Raw genomic sequence first — 20,587 nt, forward strand, 5'->3', positions numbered from 1 at the left:
AAAGCTTAGAAATTGACAGTATAGGTCACGGAGGGGAGGATGGGCAGCATCTGCACGGTGATGCGCTGCACGGGGTTTTCGTCGAAATCGAACTGATAGAACCACACGTTGCGGCGGGAGTAGAGGTTGATGATCTGCAGCTGAAGCTCCGAATCGCCGAGGTTGAAAAAGCGTCCGTAGCGGGTGAAGCCCACATCGAGGCGGTGATAGGCGGGCAGTCGGGAGGCGTTCACGCGGCCCACGATGATGGGGTTGTCGGGCTCGGTGCCGAAGGGGTTGTTGATTTGGGTGCGGCCCAGCGGCTCGGTGTAGGTCTGACCCGTTGCGTAGCCGAACACCACGGTGCTCATCCAGCGGGCGTTGAGGCGGTAGTTGGCCACAAGGCTGAGGTCGTGAATGCGGTCGAACTTGGGCGGGAAGAAGTTGTCGTCGTTGAAGCCGGGGAATTTGCGGCGGGTCGTGCCCCAGGTGTAGCCCAGAAAACCGGTGAGCCTGCCGCGGTTGCGCTGTGCCAGTACTTCGACGCCGTACGCGAAGCCTTCCCCGAAGCGGAAGAGCTCGCTGTACTCGAGCCCCGCTGCATCGGGGATGCGCGGATCGAATTCAAACAGTTGCCGCATGGTGCGGTAGAAGCCTTCAAGCTCGAACGACCAGGTGTTGTTGGGATTCCATTTGGCGCCGGCCATGAACTGATCGCCGTAAGCAGGCGCAACGCCCCGGTCGGTGAGCAGCCACACATCGAAACCGGAAAAGGCCTCGTTGGTGATCAGCGATTTGAACTGATGGTAGCGTCCGGCGGCGGTTTGGAGGCGCAAGTTTTCGGTCGGACGGTACTCGAGCTGTGCCCGCGGTTCAGCGCGGAAGAAGTTGCCGCTCGTAAAGTAGGCCGCCCGTGCGCCGCCGAGGAAGATCCAGCGCGGGGTGATGCGCCAGCGGTCCTGTATATAGAAGGTGTAGTAGCCGGAGGTGAGATCGGGCGATTGCGTGAGGTTGCCGTCGAAGCGGTCCTGTAGGGTGAACAGCAGCGTGCCTGCCCAAAGGCCTGATTTCACGGTGTGGTTTTGGTCGGGCGTCCATTCGATGTCGGCTTTCACCGAGAAGTCGTTGACTGTGTTTTTGCGCTCGAAAACCGTGCCGCCAAACTCGAAGCGTGGCTCGTTGAAGTAGCGCGAACCCGTGAAGGTGAGTGTGCCAAAGGTGCTGCCCGAGAGAATCCGCCGCCAGGTCAGGCTCCCGGTGATGTTGCCGTAAAAGAGGTTCAGCAGCAGGTCGTCGGAGGCGGGGAAAACCACATCATCCAGACCGGTGTAAAAAGAGAGGCTGAGGCGGTCACGCTGACCGAGGTCGTAGTTGATTTTGGCGTTGGCATCGAGGAAATAAAAGCTTCTCGGGATGTTATCGACTGAGCCGCGCAGGGCCCAGAGCAGGGGTTCAAGGGTAGAGCGACGGATGGCGAACATGTAGGAGCCGCCTTCGAACGGCCCTTCGAACGAGGCGCGGGAGGAGAGCATGCCTACGGAGGCGGTGCCGCTGCGCTGCCGGCGGTTGCCGTCTTTGTTGTAGATGTCAACGACCGAGCCGATACGTCCGCCGTATTCCGGTGGAAAGCCGCCCTTAAACACCCGCACATCCCGGATGGCATCGGGGTTGAAGGTGGAGAAGAAGCCGAAAAAGTGCGTCGGGTTGTACACGGTCGTGTTGTCGAGCAGAATCAGGGTCTGATCGGGCGTGCCGCCGCGGATGTAGAGGCCGGAGGAAAAATCCGAGGCCGAGGTGATGCCGGGTAGCAGCTGAATGCTCCGGAAGACATCGGCTTGCAGCACCGCCGGCGTATCACGGATGAGTTGCGTGCTCACGGTTGTGACACCGACCGACTGCCGCTGTTCGAGGTCGAAGAAATCCGAGACCAGGGTGACATCATCCAGCTCGACCCCGCTTTCGGTCAGTTCAGCATCGAGCCGGAGGGTTTCGCCTGCTACAATCGTGATTTCGCGCCGCATCTCCCGAAACCCGATGAAGGAAATAACCGCCGTGTAGCTGCCCTCGGGGATGCGCGTGAGCGTGAAAAAGCCTGCGCTGTTGGTCGAAGTGCCGAGGGTTGTGCCTTCGAGGATGATATTCGCCCCCCAGATAGCTTCGCCGGTGCGGGCTTCGGATACGTAGCCGTTCAGGCTTCCGGAATTAAGCTCGGACTCCAGGGCCGTATCGGACCGCATTTCGGCAAGGGCGGGCTGACTAAAGCCGGGGAAGCTTATGCCCACGAAAAGAAAAAACAAAATGAAAAGCAGCGGTGCATGGGTATGGTGCAGTGCGGCTGTGCGACGAGGTCGATAATCTGAGAACAAAGGAAAAAGGAAGCTTTTAGCGGTGAATAAGCCGGGACAGGTCAGCCGAACTTGTTGGAGTTCAGCCGAAAACGCCTGCATAGAAACAGCAGAAGTGTACGTTTCGGTCAGTCGGATTGTTCCTGATTCGGCCCGATATTTAGCGCTTTCCCCAACCATTTTGAAGCCCGAAAAAGACTGCACTGCGGCTGATTTTAAACCGGCAGGGCAGGTAAACGTTACGCGCCTTTTCTTCGTTTTTTCTGACGTATTGCCTTAACTTAAGTGCAAAAACTTCGTGTAAACTTCCGTTCGCCTTTTTGTAAAGAACGCGCAGCCTAACACATCTCTCTGAACTGATACCAATTCAACCTGCCATGTACGCCAAGCAAAGAACCTACTTTTTTATGGGATCGCTCCTGATGCTGATCCTTTTTAATGCCATGCTCTTCTTCGATGAGCTCAATACCGAGGCACCCGCGGATACCGCAGATACGACCGCAGTGACCGTACCGGGAACGGGCGTAGTTTATGTTGTGCGGGCAGAAGGCCTTGTTGATAACGGCCTGCACCGCTACATAGAGCGCGGTATTCGTCAGGCGGAAGAAAGTGAAGCAGCTGCGCTTGTGCTCCACATGGACACCTTCGGCGGTCTCGTAGATGCTGCGGACAAAATCCGCAAAAATCTACTCGATACGGATGTGAAGACCATCACCTTCATCGATAAAAATGCAGCTTCAGCCGGTGCGCTCATCGCTTTTTCGACGGACATCATTTATATGGCACCGGGTTCTTCCATCGGCGCAGCTACGGTAGTGGATGGCGGTGGTACCGAAGCCAATGAGAAAATGCAGAGCTACATGCGCGGTCTCATGCGCTCTACTGCTGAAGCAACCGGACGCGATCCGAGAATTGCCGAAGCCATGGTAGATGAGCGTATCGAAATTGAAGGCATTACCGAAGAAGGCGTACTCGTAACGCTCAGCACAAGCGAAGCACTCGAACTCGGCATGATTGACGGATCAGAGCGCAGCCTGGAAGAAGTGCTTGCGTCCATTGGTATCGACCATCTCGAACTGATTTACCTGCAGGAAACCGCCAATGAAAAAGTGCTGCGTTTCCTCGCCAACCCCATCATGAGCAGCATACTTATGCTGATGATGCTGGGCGGTTTGTACTTCGAGTTGCAATCGCCGGGTGTCGGCTTTCCAGGCATGATGGCCTCCATCGGTGCCTTGTTGTTCTTTGCCCCGCTCTACATCATGGGATTTGCAGAGCCCTGGGAAATCATTCTCTTCTTTGTGGGCGTCCTGTTTATTGTGGTGGAGATATTCATCCTGCCCGGCTTCGGGATACCCGGGATAATTGGGGTGACGCTCCTGTTCTTCAGTCTTGTGGTATCCATGATCGGAAATGTGGGCTTCGAGTTCCCGGAAATGGAGTATATGAGCCGGGCAATTTGGACTATGGCTATTACCTTAATTTTAGGTATTTTGATGCTATTTTCACTCGGAAAATACTTGCCGCAGAATCGTATGTTTAGCAAACTCATATTGGTAGAATCAACCAGCAAGGAAAAGGGGTACACTTCTTCGGAGAGTAAAGACCTGCTGCTGGGCAAGGAAGGGGTAGCGGTAACAGCGCTTCGTCCGTCAGGTATCGCGCTTATTGATGGCGAGCGCGTGGATGTGGTTTCACAGGGCGACTTCGTGGAAAACGGCGCCCGAATCGTGGTAACCAACACCTCCTCAAGCCGGGTGATGGTCCGCCGAATGATCTCCTGATTTTTTGCCGGAACCCGTTTTCCGGAACACAGCATGTAACAAACAAAACACAAAACCGCTGATCCTCACAACGGGGCAGCGGTTTAATTATCCCTTAACGATACCTTAACCAACCTTTAAGACATGGAGCAAATTTTTCCGCTAATTGTTATCGGTGGTACGCTCATCTTCGTATTCATCTTTTTGTACTACGTACCACTGGGCCTCTGGATCACGGCCTACTTCTCCGGTGTGAAAGTAGGCATCTTCTCAGATCTCGTGGCCATGCGCCTGCGTAAGGTACCCCCCGCGCCTATCGTGAAGGCCGCAATTACCGCGCACAAAGCCGACCTGCCCCTGAGTGTAGCCAAACTTGAAGCTCACTTCCTCGCCGGCGGTAACGTGAACAAAGTGGTGCAAGCCCTGATTTCTGCCGATAAAGCCAACCTCGGCCTTACCTTTGAACGCGCTGCCGCTATCGACCTCGCAGGTCGTGACGTGTTTGAAGCCGTTCAGATTTCGGTAAACCCGAAGGTGATTCAAACCCCCGTGATTACCGCCGTAGCCAAAGACGGTATTCAGGTGAAAGCCAATGCGCGCGTTACTGTTCGTGCCAACCTCGAGCGCCTCGTCGGTGGTGCTACCGAAGAAACCATCCTCGCCCGTGTAGGTGAAGGTATCGTAACAACGGTAGGTTCAGCTGACGATCACAAAAAAGTACTCGAAAACCCCGATCAGATTTCCCGTGTAGTACTCGACCGCGGTCTTGACAGCGGTACCGCTTTTGAGATTCTCTCTATTGATATCGCTGATGTGGATGTCGGAAACAACATCGGTGCTGCCCTTCAGATCGATCAGGCCGAAGCTGACCTCAAAGTAGCCCGCGCGAAAGCAGAAGAGCGCCGCGCCATGGCCGTTGCTGCAGAGCAGGAAAACAAAGCCAAGATTCAGGAAATGCAGGCCCGCGTAGTTCAGGCCGAAGCCGAAGTACCCAAAGCCATCGCAGAGGCCTTCAGAAGCGGTAACCTCGGTATCATGGACTACTACAATATGAAAAACATAATGTCCGATACAGATATGCGTCAGTCAATCGCCAAAGGCACCGACGCAACCGATAAGATTGATGACGAGCCAACCCGCAAGAAGTAATTTGGCTCAGCTGTCCGAAATCAAAAGCCGGTCCCTGTTTCTGGGGCCGGCTTTTTTTAATTCGGTTCAGGCCATGCGTCAGCTTTCCGAAAACCGGGCACGAACCGAAGCAGCGAAAACAAAAGTGTTCAGCTGAAAACCCTGCGCTGGAATCCGGCTGCTTTGGCGTTTTTTACGTGTTGTATTTTTTGGGGGAAACACCGAGAGCATCACGGTCTGCAGTGCTGTTTCCACACCTCCCAAATCGATCTCATAGTGCCTTGCTTTTTTGCCTGGTACGAGCTGACAGAACGCGGATTTACCGGATCGGACAGATTGGTCAGGATTGCAGTAGGGGCGAACCTTTTTTTCAGTGTGTCATAGCACAGTATATCAGTGTGTCATTTTGGGGTTATGATGTTGTTAATATCTGGGATATAAAATTCCCCTCTTGAGAGGGGTGGCCCCTGTAGGAGTTTGTTAGGGCTGATAAGACCTGAACAGCATCCAATCCCATCCAGCGCCCCGATGGTGTCGGGCCGGGGTGTGGAGATGCCGGTCGAAGGCAAGAAACCGAATAACTACCACAGCGGCAATTGATGGGACAACCCACGGGCAGGGAACCTATTCTTAACCCCGAACGCCTGAGCGTAGAGACGCGATGAATCGCGTCTCTGCAACGGGGGCATTACGAAAAACCGACGGGTTTATCTGTGCTCTCAAACCCAGCTCCGTTCGCGGGCGGATACACGGGTAGTAGGGGCGGACACGCAGGTCCGGCCCTACTACCCGTGTAATAACAACATCGTGGTAAAAAATGGACACATTACCGTATAGCCAAACTGCCGCACTGACATACAACAAAAACAAGGCGCTCTCTGCCGATTTGGGATATTAGCCGCCGGGCATGCACACCGTGATGTGCACGGCCTTTCAGCCCAAAAATCTGAGGAAACAGGAACTATCCCAACATGCAGTGAATCACCAAAAACTGTCAAAAAAAGCGGGGAACAGGTAAGGGCAGTGCCGTAAGCGGAATCAGTAGGGTAATGACTGCAGGTCCTGTTATGGAACTTGCGCGTACAAATTGCCGCGCAGGCACTTCCTGTATTGATAAATAAAGCTTTTGGCCTTAATTTGCCGAGCTTGTATGACATGATTCAAAAGGAGCCTTCGGAAGAAAGTTCCTTAACCGTAAACAGTCACTTAATCAGACAGGAATACGCGTGGACTTATTAATCTTGACACCTTTGGCTGCAATTGTTGCACTGATTGCCGCCTTTATTCTCGCCAAGAGTGTGCTTAGTGCGCCTACAGGTGATGAAAAAATGAACGACATTGCTGATGCTGTAAAAGAGGGGGCATCAGCCTATATGAACAGGCAGTACACAACTATTACCTACGTAGCTGTGGCCATTATAGCCGTTTTCGCTGCAATTGCGTTTACACAAGAAGGTCAGGCTTCAACAACCTGGTGGTGGACAACCATTGGTTTTGCTGTAGGAGCCCTTTTTTCAGCTTTGAGCGGTTATGCAGGTATGAGCATTGCCGTTCGTTCCAATATTCGCGTAGCTGAAGCTGCTAAAAGCGGTCTTCCCGGTGCTTTAAAGCTCGCTTTTAACGGTGGCGCTGTTTCAGGACTGGCTGTAGCCGGACTTGCGCTTTTAGGTGTTGCCGGATTTTTCTACCTCTTCGATAGTGTCCTGGGGCTGGCTGATCCCGTAAATCCGCTTGTAGGTTTCGCATTCGGCTCCTGTTTGATTTCGCTGTTCGCCCGTGTGGGTGGTGGTATTTACACTAAGGCTGCCGATGTGGGCGCCGATCTTGTAGGTAAAGTTGAAGCCGGTATTCCTGAAGATGATCCCCGTAACCCTGCCGTAATTGCCGATAACGTAGGCGATAACGTAGGTGACTGTGCCGGAATGGGTGCCGACCTTTTCGAAACTTATGCTGTTACCGTTATTGGTGCGCTGTTATTGGGTTATTTCTTAATACCTGAAATGGCTAACCCTTCAGAAATAGCTAACTTTATGAAGTTAGTTGAATTCCCGCTGTACCTGGGGGCTTTTGCAATTATTGCTAGTATTATTTCCGTTTTCTTTGTTCGAATGGGCAAAGATAATAATATTATGAAGGCTTTATACAAAGGGATGTATGCTAGTGCGGCTATTTCGTTAGTTGGTTTTGCATGGATAACTCACTCCTTATTTTCGGGATTTGATTTTTCATTAATAACACTTGAAATAGGTGGAGTTGTAGGTTTACCACTTGATACTACTTGGCTAGATTTATTTCTTGCATCTGTAGTAGGTATTTTTGTGGTCGTGACCCTAGTGTTAATCACCGAATACTACACTTCTACCAAATATAGTCCGGTAAGAAAAATTGCCAAGTCTTCCGAGACGGGATCAGCTACGAACATCATCAGTGGTCTTGCGGTTGGTATGGAAAGCACTCTAGTACCTACATTAATTCTAGTTGTGGCTTTGTTTTTATCATACTCTCTTGCTGGCATGTATGGTATTGCGATTGCGGCCGTTGCTATGCTTAGCGTAACCGGTATGATTATCGCCATGGATACTTACGGACCAATTACCGACAACGCCGGTGGTATTGCTGAAATGAGCAACCTGCCTGACAGCGTTCGTGAAAACACCGATGCTCTTGATGCCGTTGGTAACACCACTAAAGCCGTTACCAAAGGGTACGCCATTGGCTCTGCAGCTCTTGCTGCGCTTGTACTCTTTGCCGATTATATTTTTAATCTCCAAAAGGCAATGGGAGAAGAAAAAATTGTTTTCCTTTTAAATGATCCAGTTGTTCTGACTGGTCTGTTTATCGGTGCTATGCTACCATTTTTGTTTTCTTCATTCTTAATGGAAGCCGTAGGAAGAGCAGCCGGTGCGGTAATTGAAGAAGTTCGTCGTCAGTTCCGCGAAATGCCGGGAATCATGAAGGGAGAAACCCGCCCCGATTACGGTGCCTGTGTGGATATCGTTACCAAATCTGCTCTTAAGGAAATGGTAATTCCGGGCCTTCTTGCTGTTTTCGCTCCGCTTATTGTGGGCTTCCTTTTTGGCCCGCTTGCCCTTGGCGGCCTGCTTATCGGTGTGATTGCATCCGGTCTTATGATGGCCCTGATGATGTCGAACGGCGGTGGTGCATGGGATAATGCCAAAAAATACATCGAAGACGGCAATCACGGCGGTAAAGGCAGCCCGGCTCACGAAGCAGCCGTTGTAGGCGATACCGTTGGTGATCCGTACAAAGATACTGCCGGCCCGTCAATCAACCCGCTCATCAAGGTAATCAACACCGTGGCGCTAATCTTCGCCGGTCTGATTGCCTCCATCGGCGGCATCCTGCTCTAAAGCTAATCCCCGATAGACCCCCGAAAACCGGGAAAACTATTAAAGCCGGAAGTCTGCGATCGTGCGGGCTTCCGGCTTTTTTGTTTTTGGACGGCGGTCTGCGGTCAAATCCTGAAATCGCACATCCTATTTGTCCGAAAAATTTGTATATTAGCCCACTGCTTCCAAGCATTGTTTCACCAAACCGGGGATGTACTTGGTTTCGACGGGATGGCGTGGGTCGCAGGTTGCATGCCGGGTTTCTCTTTGACACCCGTAAAAGAACAGAGAACCTTAAATTGTAAGTGACAACTCTTACTCTTACCGGATGGCCGCCTAATACGCGCCTCCTGTTCCGTTAGCTGCCCGCCTGTTGGCGGCTTTCCGAACATCATCCTTTAACAGGCTATCCCACGCGAATGGTCAGGTCGCTTCGGGAGACACTTCACTGACCTGGCGACGGAGCGCTGAGTCAGCCGGCAAACTCCGCCGTAAGATTAAAACCGCTGAATAAGCATGTAGATATCTGTATGGTTCACCATTTCGGACCCGGGTTCGACTCCCGGCATCTCCACTCAAAAGCCCTGTAAGCGTAAAGTTTACAGGGCTTTGTTGTTTCTGATGGGTCTACAGTTTCGCGCTCAAAAATAACCAAAGCCGTCGTAAAATATTCGCGAAAAGATAAGATAGTAACCTGCACCACTGCTACTCGATGATCTGTAAATCTTAACAAAGCCCGATCCTAAACACCCTCAGCAAGAATTACCAAAGTGAAGACACCTACCGGACGGGGTGTGACCGCCTCGGTGCAGGTATTCGCCTCCTTACGCCACGGATTAAAGACATCGAACGCTCGGCTCGGGGCTTAAATAATTCCCACAAACTAACTGCAGCCCTGAAAGGGCGACATCCCACAGCCCGGGGTGCCAACCCCGGGAATACGGTCCCAAACAAATTGAGCCCTGAAGGGGCGGCATATCATCGGGGTTGGATTTTTCATGCCATGTTCGAATTGTGTGCGGATACGGCCGGTAATTTGATTTCTGGAGGCCGTATCTGCCTCGTTCATTCCTTTCACGATTCATCAGGTTGCACTCAAGGTCACAGGCTTCGACTGTCATCCCTCACACCCCGCCCCGCAACCTTTTGATTTTTGAATAACCTTAGATGTTGTTCCGAAGGCAAAACCCCAATCAGTCTCTAATTGGGGGCACCCCTCTCGAGAGGGGAGTTTTGTATCCCAAATAATAACAGCGCTATAGCCCAAAAATGACACACTGACATACTGTATCATGACAAACTGAAAAAAGGGGTGCCCGGGTGAGTGCAGCGACCGGGCGGGTTGTGACAGTCCCTATGCCGGTATTCGCCCCCTTACGCCACGGATTAAAGACATCGAACGCTCGGCTCGGGGCTTAAATAATTCCCACAAACTAACTGCAGCCCTGAAAGGGCGACATCCCACAGCCCGGGGTGCCAACCCCGGGAATGGAACCGAACCCACAAGTGAGCCCTGTAAGGGCGGCATATCATCGTGATTGGATTTTGTGTCAGAGGTGTTCGAATTATTCGTGCTCATTGCGGATAAGGCCGGTAATTTATTTGGTGGGCCGTTTGTGCCTCGTTTCTTCCCTTTACGATTTATGAGGTTGCACTCAAGCTCACAGGCTTCGATAAACACTCCCACACCCCGCCCCGCAACCTTCTGATTTTTGAATAGGCTCATATATTGTTTCGGCGGCAAACCCCAATCAGCTTTTGATTGGGGGCACCCATCTCCAGAGGGGAATTGATAAGCTCAGTTTTTACAGTAACATTTGAGCCTTATTTGCATGCTTTTTTTTGAACTCAAAGCCACAATCAGCCCTGTAAGGGCGGCATATCATCGTGATTGGATTTTTACCACAAGTGTTCGGATTGTGCATGCTCATTGCGGGTAAAGCCGGTAATTTGATTTCTGGAGGCCGTATCTGCCTCGTTCATTCCTTTCACGATTCATCAGGTTGCACTCAAGGTCACAGGCTTCGACTGTCATCCCTCACACCCCGCCCCGCAACCTTCTTATTTATGAACAGCCTCAGATGTTGTTCCGGCGGCAAACCCCAATCAGCTTCTGATTGGGGGCACCCCTCTCGAGAGGGGAGTTGATAAGTCCCGTTTTAACAGTAACTTTTGTGCCTGATTTTCTTTTTTTACTGAGCTGTAAGCCGCAATCAGTACCGAAACGAAACTCCCCTCTTGTCGAAAAAACCTTCAGGTTTTAAGAAACCCTTAGGGTTTGATTAGCAAAACATCCATCACAAAAAAAGCGACCGGTAAACAGGAAATATGTGCATTTCCTGAATCCGGCCGCTATTTTCCAAAAGCCAAAAGCCAAAAGCCAAAAGCCAAAAGCCAAAAAATCTGTCTTTAAACTTTCACGCGTTCGGTCATTTTGAGAATTTCAACAATGTCGTCGCGGTTCAGCTCGCCGCGGGCCTGCATGGGTTTGCCGAAGCCGTAGGTTGCGATGGTGTAGTCGGCGATGGCTTCGAAATCGGCTTCATCAACGCCCAGATCGCTGAGGCTCTGAAATAAATCATTGTTTTGCAGCCATTCCTCGAAGCGATTGATGAAGGCAAGGGAGGCGTAGGAAACATCATCCTTATCAATACCAAAAACGCGGTCTCCCAGCTGTGCGAGTCGGTCGCGGCAGCGGTCGTTTTTCCAGAGCCAGCGGAAGTAGGCGGGGTAGAGGGTCGCGAGGCCGCGTCCGTGCGCGATGTTGTGGTAGAAGCCGCTGATGGCGTGTTCGATGGCGTGCAGGATGAAGCCCGAGGCCTCCCGGCCTGCGTGCTGATAGCCGTTGAGGGCGAGGTTCGAGGCCCAGAGCAGACGGGCGCGGAGTTCGTAGTTGTCCGGCTCGGCTATCACGAGCGGCAGGGTTTCGACGACCGTAGCGATGATGCCTTCGCTGTAGCGGTCGGCCAGCGGGGAGCGGTTGCCGCCAAGCAAATAGTTTTCGAACACGTGGCTGAGGATGTCTGATGCGCCGTCGCGGGTAGTCGCAGGCGGGAGTTCGAGGGTGAATTCCGGATTCAGCCAGGAAAAGGTCGGCTGAAAGAAGGGATAGCTCAGGGGGGATTTTCCGCGCACGTCCGGGTTGGAAACGACTGAATGCGGGGTTACTTCGGAGGCGGTCGCCGCGGTTGTCGGGATGCAGGCGATGGGCAGCGCGCTCGTCATGCGGCCCATTTTGTCGCCGCCGAGGGTGTAGGGCCAGATATCTTCGTCATCGGTAACGGCAAGGCCGGCAATGGCTTTGGCGGCATCCATGGCGGAGCCGCCGCCGAGGGCGAGCACGACCTCGCCCTTGAATTCCCGCAGTTGTGCCGTCGCCCGGTTGATGGTTCCTGCCAGCGGATTGGGCTCAATGCCTTCAAACAGTAAAAGTTCGCAGCCCTGCCCTTCAAGTCCGCGGGTCACCCGGTCGAGGTACCCAAGGCGCTTGACGCTGCCTCCGCCTATGACCAGAAAAATTTTCTTACCCAGGGAGGCCACATGCTCATAAAATTTGCGCTCTTTGTTTTGTCCGAATAACAGCCGCGTGCGGATGTGTAAATCAAAATCTTGCATGGCAGATAGAATAGATTGAAATAAATGTGTGGAAAAGCGGAGCTTCAGAAGGTGTTGAAAGCTTGTTTGTGAAGTCCGCTAAAAGGTGTTTAAATATGAATCAGGCTTTGAAAACATGCCTGCCATTGTGTATCGTTCTGTCATCCGATTTATGGCTTTATGTCCCGTGTTCACTTAACCTTTTTTTATGATTCCTCCGCTTTTAACCCAACAGCTCAAACAGCGCGCAACCGAACTTATGCCGGATATGATTCAGTGGCGACGCCATCTGCATCAGCATCCTGAAATCAGCTACAAGGAATTCGAAACAACCAAATGGCTCACGACCCGGCTTGAAGAAATGGGCTTCGAAGTGCATCATCCGACAGAAACCGGCTGTGTGGCGGTCATCCGTGGGAAGGCGCCGCAAAGCCGCGTTGTGGCGCTGCGTGCTGATATTGACGCGCTCGCAATGGAGGAAACCGGCGTCGCCAAAGCGGATTTCCGCTCTAAAAACCCCGGTGCGGCGCATTGCTGCGGACACGACGCGCACACGGCCAACCTGCTCGGCTGTGCGCGGATGCTCTCCGATTTGCGCGATCAGCTCGAAGGCACAGTCGTGCTTGTGTTTCAGCCGGGGGAGGAAAAGCTGCCCGGCGGCGGACGCCTGATTTCGGAATCGGGCATCCTGCACACCCTCGGCGTACAGGCGATCTATGGGCTGCATACGAGCCCGGCACACGCGCCGGGACAAATTGGCGTCATCAAAGGTCCGATGATGGCCCGGCCCGATGAGTTCGCACTCGATCTGATCGGCAAAGGCGGACACGCCGCGGCTCCGCATCTTGCCATCGATCCCATCGTGATGGCGGCACAGTTCGTGAGCGCGGTGCAGACGGTGCGCAGCCGCAGCATCAATCCGCTGGAACCGGTTGTGGTTACGGTCGGGAAAATCAACGGGGGCACGGCGCACAATGTCATCCCCGAAAAGGTGAGCATGCTCGGCACGATTCGCAGCTTCAGCCGGGAGACTTCCAACTTCATCGCGCAGCGCATCGAGGCCATCGCCGCGGGCATTGCGCAGGGCGCCGGCGGGAGTTATTCTTTTAAATATGATGAAGGCTACCCGGCCGTCATCAATACCGATTGGGCGACCGACGTAATCGTGGATGTAGCCGAAACCCTGCACGGTCCGGATACCGCCCTTTGGATGCCAGAACCCGTGATGGGCGGCGAGGATTTCGCTTTCTATCTCGAGCACTTCCCCGGTGCCTTCTTCTTGCTCGGGACCGGCAGCGCCAAAGCCGATTCGCTCTGGTCGTGGCACCATCCGCGCTATAATATTGATGAGGATGCCTTCGTGACCGGCGCTTCGATGATGGCCGGAATCGCGCTTCATGCCGGTGCAACGGGAGGCAACCATGGCTGATCGTGATAAAGCAGGGGGCAGACCTGCTCCCAAAAAGCTGGCACTCGAGAATTTTTCAGGGGATGTATTTGTGCTGGATGACGACCTCCTGGCCCGAGGCTCACAGGCTGCGGCGGAGAGTCCGCGCCTGCGCATCATCTACCCGGTGCAGCGCACGCAGGGCGACCTCGTACAGCGGCTGCTCAACTTCATGCAACCCGGCACCTACGTGATGCCGCACATGCACCCGATGCCGCACGCGACCGAGAGCATCATCCTGTACCGGGGCGCGATTCAGTTCTACATTTTTAACGACACCGGTGCCGTAACCCACAGCTTCCGGCTGGAAGCGGGACGGCCCAACTGCATGGTTGATATTAGTCCGCGGGTATGGCACAGCTTCGAAGTGCTCGAAAAAGACACCGTGCTCATCGAATTCAAAAAAGGCCCTTATGACGCCCAAACCGATAAAGTATTCGCGGAATGGGCGCCGGAAGAAGACAGCGGCGAAACCGAAGCCTTCCTGAACCGCCTGCGCCTGCGAAATACGCACTAATCAGCGGCACCCCTCTCATTGCAATAACAAAAGGACTTTAGATGATTTTCAAAAATATCACACAGCGGAGCTGGTGGGAAAAAGATGTGCTGGCCCGGCCTGCTGATCTGCTCATCGTGGGCTCCGGGATCACCGGACTCTCAACCGCGCTCTTCTATCGAAGGATGTACCCTGACAGCCGCGTGATGGTGCTCGACCGAGGATTCTGGCCGACCGGCGCAACCGGGCGCAATGCGGGATTTGCCTGTTTTGGCTCAGCCGGAGAGCTGCTCGATGATCTCCATCAGGAGCCCGAAGCCGGGGTTAAAGCCCGCCTGCGGATGCGCTTCGAAGGCCTCGAGCTGCTCAAAACCGAGCTCGGCACCGACGCCATCGGCTACGAAATGACCGGCGGCTATGAAATCTTTGATGACATCTCCGACCCCCATTTCCGGGAAAGCGTCGCCAACCTGAAGCGCTTCAGCGGCTGGGTTGAAGAAATCACCGGCTTGCCCGATACCTACGAAGTGCGCGACATCAACAGCTTTCCGTCCATTTTCAACCGGCTCGAAGGCTACCTGCACAGCGGCAAAATGCTGCAAGCGCTCGTCCGCAAAGCGAACGAAGCCGGGGTTGAAATCCGCTGGAACACGCCCGTTGCGGAAGTCAAAAGCAACGGCGTTGTGCTGCAGGATGGCCTGGTGTTGCAGGCTGGCGCTGTCCTCTGCGCGACCAACGGCTACACCTCAACCCTCGAGTCTGGCACAACCGTGAAGCCCGCCCGCGGCTACGTGTTCGTGACCAAACCTCTCCAAAACCTGCCCTGGCATGGCAGCTGTCACTACAACCGCGGCTACGTCTATTTCCGCGACCTCGGCGACCGGCTCCTCATCGGCGGTGCCCGCGACGTGGACAAAGCGGGGGAGGAGTCCATCCGCAACGAAATCAATCCAAAAATCAAAAACTGGCTGGTGAGCTTCGTCAACGAAAAGCTCGGCATCGACCCAGACTGGGAGATCGAGCAGGAATGGACCGGCGTGATGGGCTTCGGCGCAACCAAAACCCCCGAGTGCACCCGTCACGAAAACGGCGTGTATGTCGCCGCCGGCCTCGGCGGCATGGGCGTAGCCCTCGGCATGAAGCTCGGTCAGCAAGCCGCAACGATGATAGCGAAATCGTAGGGGCGGGCCTGTGTGCCCGCCCCGGACGCGCTTTATGCGATGATGGAACGCGGATGGGAGGTACGCGAAGACGCGAAGAAGGCGCGAAGTTCGCGACGCGATGATTGAGCGCAGGTTATATGGATGGAGCGGGATTGACGCGGATTGTTCATAGTCGAATCAACCTCCCAGGCCTGAATACTAGATCCTTCGACTCCGACTTCGCTGCGCTCCGTCTTTGCTCAGGATGACAGGGGCATTTCCTGAAACCCCTGCGCGGCCAGCCGCGCCGTTTGATCTCATGCGGCGCCTGTCATCCTGAGCGGAGCGCAGCGGAGTCGAAGGATCTCGTAGGGCAGGGCTCCGGTGCGGGGTCTCCGACGGTCGCGTCATGCCTGCGGCATTCCGGGAATTGGGTGGGGTTGTTCGATTTTCAACCCAGAGGGCGTCCCTACAGGACGCTCCGAATTCCGGCATTTCAGGCCAAAATGGCGATCAACCCTGAACGGGTGAAATGATTGTAGCAAAAAAAGTCCATCCCATTTCACAGGAATTAACACCTCGATTTTGTAAAATAGATCGTTGTGTCAGCCTCAAAATTAAGTGTTAGCGACTAAACCATTCATCTTAATAAAAACTAAAATGTTAGCGATTTGTTCAAGGACTGTTTATCCCAAAAACCTCATGCCGCATTTATTGAGCGCAGTTTTACTGTTCATCCTGATGCTTCCCGATCCTGCGCAGGGCTGGGGACGTACGGGGCATTTCATCACCGGGGAGATTGCGCAGCGGCACCTCACGCCGGAAGCCGCGGCGCACGTAGAGCGCATCCTGGGTGAAACAAGTCTGGCCGTTGCAACGGTCTGGATGGATCAGGTCCGGTCGCAGGATGCCTTCCGGCACACCGCTGACTGGCACTGGGTCACCATCCCTGACGGCATGCGCTACGAAGAAGCTGAGCACAACCCGAACGGCGATGTTGTAGAAGCCTTTGAGCGGCAAATCGCGGCGCTCAAATCCGGCGAACTTTCACCCGAAGAAGAGCGCGACGCTTTTCGCATGGTCATTCACATGATTGGCGACATGCATCAGCCGCTGCACGTTGGCACAGGCGAGGACCGCGGCGGAAATGACGTGCGGGTGCAATGGCTCGGCAACCGCTCCAACCTGCACCGCGTCTGGGATACCGACATGATCGAATCCTGGGGACTTACCACAACGCAGTTCACCGACGCCCTCCTCATTCTGGATGAGGAAACCATCGCAGCCTGGAAACAGGGCGGGCCTCGTGACTGGGCGCATGAATCCATGGTGTACCGAAGCGACATCTACGACCTGCCCGAAAACCTCGAACTCGGCTGGGAGTACCGCAACCGCAACTTCCATATTGTCGAAAAACGCCTCCTTCAGTCCGGCCTTCGGATTGCGATGGTGATTAATGAGATTTATGGGAGCTAATCACCCGCCTCCAACGAAATTACGATCGCCTGATCTGCGTTGATAAGTCAGGGAAATTGTCAGTACATTTACCCTGACAAGTGCTATGCAGATCAAAATTAACTTATGAAAATCGGCCTCATCTCAGATACGCATTCTTACCTCGATCCGCAGGTGGCGGAGTACTTCGCGGGGTGCGATGAAATATGGCATGCCGGAGATTTCGGCACGCTCAAAATTGCAGAAGAACTTCAGCAACTCGCGCCGCTCCGGGGCGTTTACGGCAACATAGACGGACAGGACATCCGGCAGCTTTATCCGCACAGCCTGCGTTTTGCGTGCGAAGGCGTCAACGTATTTATGACCCATATCGGGGGCAATCCGGGCCGCTATGCCATCCCCATTCGCAAGGAACTCTACGGCAACCCGCCTGATCTGTTTATCTGCGGACACAGTCACATCCTAAAAATAGCCCGCGACAAAGAGGCGGGAAATCTGCTGTTCATGAATCCCGGTGCCGCCGGCCGGCATGGCTTTCAGGTAGAGCGCACTCTCGTTCGGTTTCAGGTGGAGGCCGGAAAACTCTTCGACGTACAGGTCATCATCCTCGGAAAACGCTGAGCGGCAAGCCCGAAAGCCGGAAGCCAATCATTCCTATCCCGACCTTTTAACCTATTCATACCCAAATGATCATCTCTATTTTTGATTCCCTCCGCTTTGAAAAGTCCTACATCGAAAAGGCTAACAACAGGCGGCATGAGCTGCGCTTCCTCAAGCCCGAGCTCAGCGAACAAACCGCAAGCCTGGCACAAGGCTCTGATGTCGCCCTCATTTTCGTAAATGACAAAGCCGACGACAAAATTCTGAAAACGCTGCACGAAGTGGGGGTCCGGTATATCGCGCTGCGCTCGGCGGGTTTCAACAATGTCGATCTCGAGGCCGCACACGAACTTGGCATGAAAGTCGCCAACGTGCCGGAATATTCGCCTCATGCGGTTGCCGAACACACCGTTGCGCTCATGCTGGGCCTGAACCGCAAGCTGATCCGGGCGCACAACCGCATACGCGATCTCAACTTCTCCCTCGATGGGCTGATTGGCTTCGACATGTACGGCAAAACCGCGGGCGTGGTCGGGACCGGGAAAATCGGGGCGGAAGTTGCAAAGCTCCTGCACGGCTTTGGCTGCAAGGTGCTCTGCTACGACATCCGCGAAAATGCATCCCTTGTGAAAGCCATCAGTCCCGAGTATGTCGCCCTCGAAGAGCTGTTTTCGCGCTCCGACATCATCACCCTGCACGCCCCCCTCAACAAGCACACCTATCACATGGTCGATGAAAAAGCGGTCGGGCAGTTCAAAAAAGGCGTGATGCTCATCAACACTTCCCGCGGCGGCCTCATCAAAACGGAGGCGGTCATCAACGGCCTGAAGCAGGGCGTTATCGGCTACCTCGGCCTCGATGTGTATGAGGAAGAGGAAGGCCTGTTCTTCCACGATCATTCCGAGCAGATTCTGCAGGATGATATGCTTGCGCGCCTGCTCGTGTTCCAGAATGTGCTCATCACGAGCCATCAGGCGTTCCTGACGGATACCGCGCTCCGCAATATTTCGGACACCACCTTCGAGAACATCAACGCCTGGGCTGACGGCAAGTCTGCCCCCAACGAAATTAAACCGGCACCCGAATCCTGATGAAGACATCACAGCCCGGGATTTCGACGCGTATTGGCGTAAATGTGTATGAAACCGAGCATGATCCCCATGCCGGAAGCTGTCTGCTCAGCCTCCCCCATCACGCTGAACGGCTCTCAGACGCGGCCTTCTTTTTTGTAACGGGTGAGGCGGGCTGCCGGCTGCTTTCGAAATCGGATCCGGCCGGGGAAGGTGCGACCCGTTCCGCTGCGGAAGGTTTTGGATGGATGGGGAAGCCTGCGCTCCGCATTGCGGCAACATTTCCAAAGCCCGTTTACCTTTCGGTATTGTTGCAGGATTTGGCACAACTTGCGGCAGAAGCGGGACTCGACCCCGAGCGACCGCTCGGGATTCGGCTGAAAGCGGAATGTGCACAGCTTGAGTACGAAGAAAGCCCCGGTGGCGGCTATCATGAACAGGAAGAGGTCAGCCTCGATGAGGCGGCGGGCTTTTTGTTTTTGAAGCCGGAGCACATCCCCCGCGATGACGACAACATTCGGGCGCTCAGCCGTTATCTCGCAACACAGCCTGCCGGGGGAGGCGTCTATGCCCTGCTGCTGTCGACCCTCCGCGGGCTGTCTTCTGACCGGCTGACCGGCGATACAGCCATCATTCAGCCCGAAACCCTGCTGCGCCGCGCCGACATCTCCCTATTTGCTCCGCACCGCAGCTGTGACGCGGCAGATTTCCTGCTGAAATAAGCTGCCCTCAAATTTACAATCCGATTCATTTTTTCATCCATGCTTCTGTTTTCGCTACTGACTGCCCTCTTGTTGCTGACATCCCCGCTGCAAACGGCAACTTCACAGGACCGCATCAGCTTTATTTTTTCGGAGGAAACCCGCGTTGACAACGCCATCCTCACCCTCGAAGACGGGAGTCAGTGGCGGATGATGCAGACTGCAGAAGCACTTGGCAGCCTCGAAGCCGGCAGCGAAATTCCCGTCGTACTACTCGGCAGCCGGGGATCGCAATCTGCCCTTGTGTATGCCCTCGGTACGGAAATTCCGGTAACGCGCCTGAGCGGCGAGCCCGTTTTTGCAGAAGGCTTCCGCACCATGCTCCTCTACGCCGACCCCGAAACCCGCCGCCTGCACCTCGCCGACGGCACCGTGCGCCGCATAACAAACGCTGATGCCGACTTAAACTTCCGCAGTGACCGCATCACCGAAATCATCATCACCCGCGACCGCCGGCATGCTATCGATCTCACAACCGGCACCCGCTACGCAGTATCGCCACCGGTGAGGTGAAAGGGGGGGGGGGATGGTGATTTGAACTGAGATTGGGAATTCAGATATTTGGCTGCCCGCCTGACCACGATTGCACAGAGCTGTGATTTGAACTGAGATTGGGAATTCAGATATTCATATCAAAATGAGCGAGAACAAAACCACAGCTGTGATTTGAACTGAGATTGGGATTTCAGATATTTTCGGATTGTTTCAATCTATCTTCTTGTGTGCTGTGATTTGAACTGAGATTGGGATTTCAGATATTCGGCTTAAAAATATCCCTCAAGTGTAACAGGCTGTGATTTGAACTGAGATTGGGATTTCAGATATTGGATGTCGTACATAACAAGCCCTTCGGAAAGCTGTGATTTGAACTGAGATTGGGATTTCAGATATTTATTCTCGAGGACGGGCGCGCTTTCTTTCGGCTGTGATTTGAACTGAGATTGGGATTTCAGATATTTCGAGCCGGGGAAGGTTTCGGTAGATTTTAGCTGTGATTTGAACTGAGATTGGGATTTCAGATATTCGGGTCGGCTTCTGAAGCGATTGAGTACGTGCTGTGATTTGAACTGAGATTGGGATTTCAGATATTGCGGGCTGATGTGACTGTTAGCGTTACGGCGCTGTGATTTGAACTGAGATTGGGATTTCAGATATTGCATAAAGCAATTTATCGCGGTCACTCCTAGCTGTGATTTGAACTGAGATTGGGATTTCAGATATTTCGCCCTCCCCGGCATGTGCAGGAATAGCGGCTGTGATTTGAACTGAGATTGGGATTTCAGATATTTTCTAAGATTGAGAAGCAAATTGATGACCTGCTGTGATTTGAACTGAGATTGGGATTTCAGATATTGTTGACATGGCATTGCGCAAATACTTTAACGCTGTGATTTGAACTGAGATTGGGATTTCAGATATTGTTTGGCCTGCTTTGGTTATTTGGCTCTCGGCTGTGA

Annotated in this window: 13 protein-coding genes, 1 other RNA gene and 1 CRISPR repeat array (1 of these 15 cut by a window edge); of the genes, 12 read left to right on the forward strand and 2 right to left on the reverse strand. The window is 53.7% G+C overall.

Going from position 1 to position 20,587, the window contains the following annotated elements; genetic code table 11:
* Window positions 1–5: 5 nt before the first annotated feature.
* Window positions 6–2,276 carry a TonB-dependent receptor gene (locus tag CYPRO_RS07415; RefSeq protein WP_240644860.1) on the reverse strand — a complete coding sequence of 757 codons (2,271 nt, stop codon included), beginning with the start codon at window positions 2,274–2,276 and terminating at the stop codon, window positions 6–8.
* A 425-nt stretch (window positions 2,277–2,701) separates the two neighbouring features.
* On the opposite strand from CYPRO_RS07415, the gene CYPRO_RS07420 reads away from it, so the two are divergent.
* The 4 genes from CYPRO_RS07420 (at window position 2,702) to ssrA (ending at window position 9,142) form a co-directional block, all read left to right on the forward strand.
* Window positions 2,702–4,108, forward strand: coding sequence for an NfeD family protein (locus tag CYPRO_RS07420; protein WP_114984014.1), 1,407 nt, complete (start codon window positions 2,702–2,704; stop codon window positions 4,106–4,108).
* A 123-nt stretch (window positions 4,109–4,231) separates the two neighbouring features.
* Complete coding sequence (gene floA / locus CYPRO_RS07425) at window positions 4,232–5,236, forward strand: flotillin-like protein FloA (RefSeq protein ID WP_114984015.1); 1,005 nt, start codon at window positions 4,232–4,234, stop codon at window positions 5,234–5,236.
* A 1,205-nt stretch (window positions 5,237–6,441) separates the two neighbouring features.
* The gene (locus CYPRO_RS07430) at window positions 6,442–8,586 is read left to right on the forward strand and encodes a sodium-translocating pyrophosphatase (protein ID WP_114984016.1); all 2,145 of its coding nucleotides are present in this window, start codon (window positions 6,442–6,444) and stop codon (window positions 8,584–8,586) included.
* A gap of 186 nt (window positions 8,587–8,772) precedes the next feature.
* Window positions 8,773–9,142, forward strand: a transfer-messenger RNA (tmRNA) gene (ssrA, locus tag CYPRO_RS07435).
* Window positions 9,143–10,974: 1,832 nt separating this feature from the next.
* Here the strand turns inward: ssrA and CYPRO_RS07440 are convergent.
* Entirely contained in the window at window positions 10,975–12,180 is a 1,206-nt protein-coding gene (locus tag CYPRO_RS07440) for an iron-containing alcohol dehydrogenase (protein WP_114984017.1), read from the reverse strand.
* A 187-nt stretch (window positions 12,181–12,367) separates the two neighbouring features.
* Between CYPRO_RS07440 and CYPRO_RS07445 the strand changes: the two genes are divergently transcribed.
* The 8 genes from CYPRO_RS07445 (at window position 12,368) to CYPRO_RS07480 (ending at window position 19,643) form a co-directional block, all read left to right on the forward strand.
* Window positions 12,368–13,588, forward strand: coding sequence for a M20 metallopeptidase family protein (locus CYPRO_RS07445; RefSeq protein ID WP_114984018.1), 1,221 nt, complete (start codon window positions 12,368–12,370; stop codon window positions 13,586–13,588).
* Window positions 13,581–14,123, forward strand: coding sequence for a WbuC family cupin fold metalloprotein (locus CYPRO_RS07450; protein WP_164682628.1), 543 nt, complete (start codon window positions 13,581–13,583; stop codon window positions 14,121–14,123). Before CYPRO_RS07445 ends, CYPRO_RS07450 begins: the two co-directional genes overlap by 8 nt.
* 41 nt (window positions 14,124–14,164) lie before the next feature.
* Window positions 14,165–15,283, forward strand: a complete 1,119-nt coding sequence (locus CYPRO_RS07455) for an NAD(P)/FAD-dependent oxidoreductase (RefSeq protein WP_114984020.1) — start codon at window positions 14,165–14,167, stop codon at window positions 15,281–15,283.
* Between the two features lie 675 nt (window positions 15,284–15,958).
* Entirely contained in the window at window positions 15,959–16,720 is a 762-nt protein-coding gene (locus CYPRO_RS07460) for a S1/P1 nuclease (protein ID WP_164682630.1), read from the forward strand.
* 105 nt (window positions 16,721–16,825) lie between these two features.
* Entirely contained in the window at window positions 16,826–17,320 is a 495-nt protein-coding gene (locus CYPRO_RS07465; protein WP_114984022.1) for a metallophosphoesterase family protein, read from the forward strand.
* Between the two features lie 65 nt (window positions 17,321–17,385).
* Window positions 17,386–18,390: a 2-hydroxyacid dehydrogenase gene (locus CYPRO_RS07470; protein ID WP_114984023.1), complete on the forward strand. Its 1,005-nt coding sequence runs from the start codon at window positions 17,386–17,388 to the stop codon at window positions 18,388–18,390.
* On the forward strand, window positions 18,390–19,091 hold the full coding sequence (locus tag CYPRO_RS07475) for a hypothetical protein (protein ID WP_114984024.1): 702 nt from the start codon (window positions 18,390–18,392) through the stop codon (window positions 19,089–19,091). Before CYPRO_RS07470 ends, CYPRO_RS07475 begins: the two co-directional genes overlap by 1 nt.
* A gap of 39 nt (window positions 19,092–19,130) precedes the next feature.
* The gene (locus CYPRO_RS07480; protein WP_114984025.1) at window positions 19,131–19,643 is read left to right on the forward strand and encodes a hypothetical protein; all 513 of its coding nucleotides are present in this window, start codon (window positions 19,131–19,133) and stop codon (window positions 19,641–19,643) included.
* Window positions 19,644–19,656: 13 nt separating this feature from the next.
* Window positions 19,657–20,587: direct repeats of the CRISPR family, unit length 36 nt; unit sequence GCTGTGATTTGAACTGAGATTGGGATTTCAGATATT (it continues 2,206 nt past the right edge of the window).

The sequence above is a fragment of the Cyclonatronum proteinivorum genome (assembly GCF_003353065.1).
Taxonomy (GTDB): Bacteria; Bacteroidota; Rhodothermia; order Balneolales; family Cyclonatronaceae; genus Cyclonatronum; species Cyclonatronum proteinivorum.

Bases quoted from the DNA above. Each gene is read 5' to 3' on its own strand.
- floA (WP_114984015.1), top strand. From the start codon at position 4,232: ATGGAGCAAATTTTTCCGCTAATTGTTATCGGTGGTACGCTCATCTTC.
- CYPRO_RS07420 (WP_114984014.1), top strand. From the start codon at position 2,702: ATGTACGCCAAGCAAAGAACCTACTTTTTTATGGGATCGCTCCTGATG.
- CYPRO_RS07450 (WP_164682628.1), top strand. From the start codon at position 13,581: ATGGCTGATCGTGATAAAGCAGGGGGCAGACCTGCTCCCAAAAAGCTG.
- CYPRO_RS07455 (WP_114984020.1), top strand. From the start codon at position 14,165: ATGATTTTCAAAAATATCACACAGCGGAGCTGGTGGGAAAAAGATGTG.
- CYPRO_RS07480 (WP_114984025.1), top strand. From the start codon at position 19,131: ATGCTTCTGTTTTCGCTACTGACTGCCCTCTTGTTGCTGACATCCCCG.
- CYPRO_RS07465 (WP_114984022.1), top strand. From the start codon at position 16,826: ATGAAAATCGGCCTCATCTCAGATACGCATTCTTACCTCGATCCGCAG.
- CYPRO_RS07475 (WP_114984024.1), top strand. From the start codon at position 18,390: ATGAAGACATCACAGCCCGGGATTTCGACGCGTATTGGCGTAAATGTG.
- CYPRO_RS07470 (WP_114984023.1), top strand. From the start codon at position 17,386: ATGATCATCTCTATTTTTGATTCCCTCCGCTTTGAAAAGTCCTACATC.
- CYPRO_RS07445 (WP_114984018.1), top strand. From the start codon at position 12,368: ATGATTCCTCCGCTTTTAACCCAACAGCTCAAACAGCGCGCAACCGAA.
- CYPRO_RS07440 (WP_114984017.1), bottom strand. From the start codon at position 12,180: ATGCAAGATTTTGATTTACACATCCGCACGCGGCTGTTATTCGGACAA.